General features: G+C 56.7%; 5 protein-coding genes. 3 read left to right on the forward strand and 2 right to left on the reverse strand.

Annotated features, from left to right (window positions below; genetic code table 11):
• From IH971_10610 to IH971_10620, 3 genes are all read left to right on the forward strand, one after another.
• Positions 1-686: T9SS type A sorting domain-containing protein (locus tag IH971_10610; GenBank protein MCH7498288.1), on the forward strand; the 686-nt coding region annotated here is incomplete at its 5' end.
• A gap of 295 nt (positions 687-981) precedes the next feature.
• A complete protein-coding gene (locus IH971_10615) occupies positions 982-2,187 on the forward strand; it encodes a hypothetical protein (GenBank protein MCH7498289.1) in 1,206 nt (401 codons plus the stop codon).
• 17 nt (positions 2,188-2,204) lie between these two features.
• The gene (locus IH971_10620; protein MCH7498290.1) at positions 2,205-3,254 is read left to right on the forward strand and encodes a hypothetical protein; all 1,050 of its coding nucleotides are present in this window, start codon (positions 2,205-2,207) and stop codon (positions 3,252-3,254) included.
• A 15-nt stretch (positions 3,255-3,269) separates the two neighbouring features.
• Here IH971_10620 and IH971_10625 read toward each other — a convergent pair whose 3' ends face one another.
• Together IH971_10625 and IH971_10630 are read right to left on the reverse strand one after the other, a co-directional pair.
• The gene (locus tag IH971_10625; GenBank protein MCH7498291.1) at positions 3,270-3,950 is read right to left on the reverse strand and encodes a response regulator transcription factor; all 681 of its coding nucleotides are present in this window, start codon (positions 3,948-3,950) and stop codon (positions 3,270-3,272) included.
• Positions 3,946-5,806: hypothetical protein (locus IH971_10630; GenBank protein ID MCH7498292.1), on the reverse strand; the 1,861-nt coding region annotated here is incomplete at its 5' end. The genes IH971_10630 and IH971_10625, both read right to left, overlap by 5 nt.

The following is a 5,806-nucleotide window of genomic DNA, read 5'->3' on the forward strand; positions in this document are numbered from 1 at the left end:
ACGCCTGGCTGATCCGCACCGACGCCCAAGGGGACACTCTCTGGACGCGCACCTACGGGGGCAGCCACGAGGATATTGGCACCTCGGTCCAGCAGACTGCCGACGGCGGCTTCGTTATGACCGGCTGGACCGGCTTTGGCTTTATCGAATTTGTCGGGACCCCGCTCGACGCCGACGTCTGGCTGATCCGCACCGACGCCCAGGGGAACGGTGGCTGGACCCGCACCTATGGGGGCAGCGCCCCTGACTTCGGTTACTCGGTCCAGCAGACGGCCGATGGCGGTTTCGTGATTGCCGGGGCGACCAGGTCATATGGTGCGGGTTCTGATGATGTGTGGCTCATCAAAACCAATTCACAGGGCAACATCGTGCCGCTGAGTGTGAGTCACCAAAGGCCGGGACTGCCCGACGGCTTCATGCTGCACCCGGCCTATCCCAACCCCTTCAACCCTGTGTCCACAATCCGCTATGACCTGCCAAGGGTTAGTGATGTCTCATTGGTGGTCTATGATCTTTTGGGTCGGGTAGTAGCACGGCTGATAGATCGCCAAATGGAACCGGGATACCATCGGGCGATCTGGGATGGCAGGGACCAGGGCGGCCGTGAGGTCCCCTCCGGCATCTACATCGCCCGCTTGGTCACGCCGGGCTACACCAAGTCCATCAAAATGGTGCTGCTGAAGTAGCAAGATGTCACACCAAACGTCATTTCCCCGGATACGGGGTTGCTATTCTCCGCGGGCAGTCAGCCCTATGGGCTCGAGATTCCACAGTCTCAGTATTCAGGCTCAAGGTGGTGAAAGTTTTACAGGGACGTGACAATTTCGTGACAACGGTAGAGTCACAATTGCGCAATTTGGCAGGAGCGAAGATGGCAATATGAAAATGAACCGGGTCAAAATTAACACGCGTGGGTCAAGGCCAAGAAAGGTTGCGGGGGACCTGAAAGTCGGTCGGCCCCCACCATGGTTCCTTCTGGCCTTGGTGCTCCTTTCCGTCTACGCCCCGAAAAATCTCCTGGCTGCAGCCGCGCAAGCCGAGGACCAGGTGGTCGTGGTTGTCCTGGATCTTCAACCCCAGAATGTGCCGCCGGGGGATGCCGCCTTGATGACGGATTACCTCCGGGATGAGCTCGTTAATAGCGGGGACTACCAAGTGGTGGAGAGGCAGCGGATGAACGAGGTTATTGCTGAACAGGACTTTCAGCGCTTGGGGGTCACACAGGAGGAATACGCCGTTCGGCTCGGGCAACTTTTGAACGCTAGCAAAGTTTTCCTGGGAACCTCGGGCATGATTCAAGATGTCCGTGTTCTCACGGTCCGTATTGTCGACGTGGAGACGGGCCAGGTGGAGGCTTCAAAAAGAGCGTCGGGATTTAGCACTCGCGATACGGACGAAGCCATGCAACGGATTGTCCTTGCGCTCCGTGGTCTACCCGCGGGTTCCCTGACCTCCAACTGGCCCACGGATCCTTCCAAGGCGGTGAGCTACTTGATGGTGTATGCAGGCGGGAACATTGGCAGCCTGCTGGACTATCGCGCCGAGAGCGTATTTAAATCGGGGCCGGTGCCGGGGGAACCCATCTGGGCGGGCAATGCGGCGGAGGTCAATTCTGCGGCTTGGTTCCCAGGTCTGGGGCTGAGGCTGGGCGCCTGGAAAAAGTGGTTCGGCGGTGACCTGGAGATCTCGGCGTTGAGCCATAGAACGCTGGCTCAGAGCGTGTTCTATGACATAAAAGGCTTTATCCGGGTGGTGCAGCCGGATACGGCTTTTTGGTTTGCGGTAGAAATAGATACGTTGGCTATTCCCGATAGATTTCAGCGGACGTTCTCTCTGGGATTCGGGGGCAATTTCTACATCCACATACCATCGAAGCTGGTTCAGCCTTATGTGGGCATTGGCGTGGCTCTATTGATGAACAGGGTCACATCCGATCATCCCGGTCCTGGAAACTGGGCCCTGAAACTGGAGGGAGCGCCACTCAACAGCACCAGCCTAGGGTGGTCAATCCAGCTGCCCATTGGCATCAGGGTGCCAATCTCGTCATCGACCTTTGTCTACCTGGAATTTCGCCCGGCCCGGCATTTCTTCTCCATCATAAGCGGTGATGGATTTCAGCGGGAGCGGGACCAGTTTACCCTACAGACATTCCAATTCCTGCTGGGCACGGGATGGATGTTTCGCTAATCGAGGAGGATTGAACCATGCTAGCCAAACAGTTGCTGATGGTCATGCTTTTATACTTGGCCCTGCCAATGGGGTTTCCGGCCAGCAGCCTTGATGCGCGTCCGGCCGGGCCGGACAGCTCGAAAGCTGCCTTCAAGGAGTTGCTGTTGAGCACCGTCATTGCGGAGGCCTATTTGGCTCCCTACACTTTCATCTGGGGGGTGACGCTCGGGGGGAGCGCAATTACCCAGGACGAAGGGCCTGAGCGGGCCACCGCCACCTGGATCGGGATATCGCTCGCCGGCCTGGGTCTGGGCTGGTTCATGACAGATCAGATCGCAAAGGAGTACGTGACCATCCTGCGGACAGCTTCCCAGCGGGCAGAACCGGGCAGCTGGAGGTTTTACCGGCTCGTCGGTGCCGGAGTGAGCACGGCAAGCATCATTGATTTTGAAGCGGAGAGCATCTACACGGGAGAACAGAGCTCGCCGCAATGGACGGCCGGCACGGCCGAGGTGAATACGGCGACCACCTTTCCTGCTTTGGGTTACCGGATCGGTGGGAGCGGTGGGCGCTGGGGCGGTGAATTTGAGGCTTCGCTGGTATCGCATCACACCAAGGAGCAGACGGTCACTTACGACGCCGAGGGCTACGTCGTGGTACCTGGAATCGGCCGTGTGCCCATCGAAATAGGCTCCGTGGATATTCCGGACCGGTTCCTGATGCTCCACTCGCTGTCAATGGGCGCCACCTTCTACGCCTGGCTGCCCAAAGTGATTGTGCGCCCCTATGTGGGCCTCGGCGGGCGGCTCCTGCTGAACAGTGTCCAGTCCCAATACCCCGGACCTGCCAATCTGACACTGGAGGAGGGCAGTCTTGCGCTGGATTCAATGACCTTGGGATGGGGTCTCCATGCCCTTTTCGGGGTCAGGGCACCGCTGGCGGACAAGAAATTCCTGTATGCCGAGTTCCGTCCGGCCCGGCACTATTTCGCCTATGAGAGCGGGAGTGGATTCTTACAGGAGCGGGACAATTTCACCCTGCAGATCTTCGAGTTCCAGTTGGGCCTGGGGTTCTATTTGAATTAGCCCCAGGCAGTCGCATCAAATTACGAATTTGTAGCCAACGGCATGGGCAGTAAGCAGATGCGAAGGTTTGGAGGGCTGATCTTCAATCTTTTTACGCAGTGACAGGATAAAGTTATCAACTGTCCGGGTATTGGGATAAACCTCATAGCCCCATACTTCGTTCAGCAGAGCGTTACGCGTAACGACTTCACCCTCATGCTCGATGAGAAATTTCAGCACATCGAATTCCCTCGCAGACAGGGCTAGTTTCTGATCTCCCTTGGTTGCTTCCTGCGCGCGGAAATCGATATGCACATCAGCGAACGACACCTCATCGATCTGCTTTCGAAGCCGGGCCGGCCGCCGTAGAATCGCCCTGATGCGGGCATTCAGCTCCCGCACGCTGAACGGCTTTGTCATGTAGTCATCAGCTCCCAGCTCCAAACCCAGGATTTTATCGATCTCTTCCTTCTTACTTGTAAGCATTAAGATGGGAGTCTCGTTGCCCTCAGCCCGGAGGTCTCGACAAATCTCGGCTCCATTTTTTCCCGGAAGTATCAGATCCAGAAGGATTAGATCGCAGGGCTCCGTTTTAGCCAGCCGGAAGCCCTCATCTCCATCCGCGGCTGAGACCACCTCGTAATGCTCCGCAATAAAGTTTTCCCTTAGCCCCTTGAGGATTGCCGGGTCGTCTTCAATGATGAGTATCCGGTTAATCTTTCTGCTCCATTGGAAATAACAGCGTAAACGTGCTGCCCGCGCCAGGCTCACTTTCCAGTTCGATGCTGCCCCGGTGCGCCGCCATCGTGTGGCTCACCAGAGGAAGGCCCAATCCAGTGCCTGAGCCTCGACGGACATCGTCCTTTGCACTGCGATAAAACGGCTCAAATATGGCTTTCCTATCGGACTCATCAATTCCGATGCCCTTGTCCGCCACTGAGACTCCAAGCCGTCCATCCCGCTCGAACGTCGCTATCGTAATCTCCTTCACGTCCCGCGAGTACTTTATGGCGTTCGTGATCAGGTTTGTCAGCGCCTCCGACACCGCATCGGCGTCGGCCATCAGCACCTTATCTTTTAGCCTCAGGTCGGCCTGAACCTTGAATTCCTGCATGTTTAACTGGTAGCGCATCGATTCGATAACCTTCGAAACCAATTGGTCCAAATCCACGGTCTGAAAATTGTATTCGCGCACGCCCCGCTCCACCCTGGCGAAATCAAGTACGTTTTGGATGCGAGCAGTGAGCCGATCGCTTTCACCCACGATCACGTCCAAATACTCCCTGGTCTTGCCGGAGCCGGCCTTCGACTTCTCCCGGAGCAGCTCCGCAAACATCTTGATCGAAGTGAGGGGCGTTTGAAGTTCGTGGGATACGCTCGATACGAAATCTGACTTCAGGCGGTTGAGCTCCTTTAATCGAGTCGTCTCGGCATGCTCCAGAACAAGCCGCTCATGGAGCCTGATGCGCTCCGCCGCCTGCCCAAGCTGAGTACCAATCGTATTGAGCAGATCAAAATCTTCCACATAGAACCTGGTGCCATCCATTTTGGGGCCGAGTGCGAGATAACCCATGATCTCGTCCCCCTCCGAGCTGATCGGGTTTATAAGCGCCAGGCCGAGCTTGCGAAAATGATCCGGGTCCGCAGGCGCGTAACGGGCGCCGGGCTCAGACTGGTCATCCCGAGCCAGAGGTAATCGCTGAGTAGCGGGTTGCTCCTCCAAAAAGGAGCGTAGTTGCGGTTCCCGGAATAATTCTCCATCATGCTGGAACACCACCTCAAATGGCTCGTCCGGGGCCGGTCGCATGATCAGCCCAACCTGTTCCAATAGCATCAGCCCGCGAAGACGCCTGATCACAAGCTCTCCCAACTGCGGAATCGTTGCACACTGGGAAATTTCCTCACCCAGCTCACGTTGAGCCACTTCATAATCGTACCTGATTTTGAAGAAACTGCGATCAACAAAACGTCGAATCCGTTGTCTGGTGGGTTCAAACAGCACGGCCACGACCGTGGCGGCCAGTGCAGATGCGATCAATACAACCGGGATGGTCAGCTCTTCACTGAGTAAGGCCACCGCGCCGATGATCACCGAATAAATGGCCAGAAGGAAACTTATCACAATGAAATAGACGGTGCTTCGGAAGAAGATCAGATCGATGTCCATAAGACGGTAGCGGACGATAGCGATAGCAAATGCGATGGGAGCAGCCGTTGACAGCAATACTACCATTTCAGCGGAGATTAAGGGCTGCCGGAGCACCACATAGGGTATCCGCCAGAGCAGGATAAAACCAGCAATGGAGATGCCCAGCCCCATCAGCACCCACCGAATCTGCCGCCGCTCGCTCTCATCCTTGGATCTGCTATAGGCGAGCACGAAACTCCCCAGACCAACGATCAGCGCAATGGAGAAATACCAGCGCAGCGCGTCGAAAGCAACCAAAAAACGGTGGTAGGCAGTCACGCTGGGGGGCAGCGCGGCGCTCAGGAAAGTGATCGTCATCCATGCCAGCAGCACTACAGCCAGGCCCTGGGTCAGTGGGAGCAGCTTCTTCAGGGCCCAATCATTA

Source organism: Candidatus Neomarinimicrobiota bacterium (genome assembly GCA_022560655.1).
Lineage (GTDB): Bacteria > Fidelibacterota > Marinisomatia > SCGC-AAA003-L08 > TS1B11 > JADFSS01.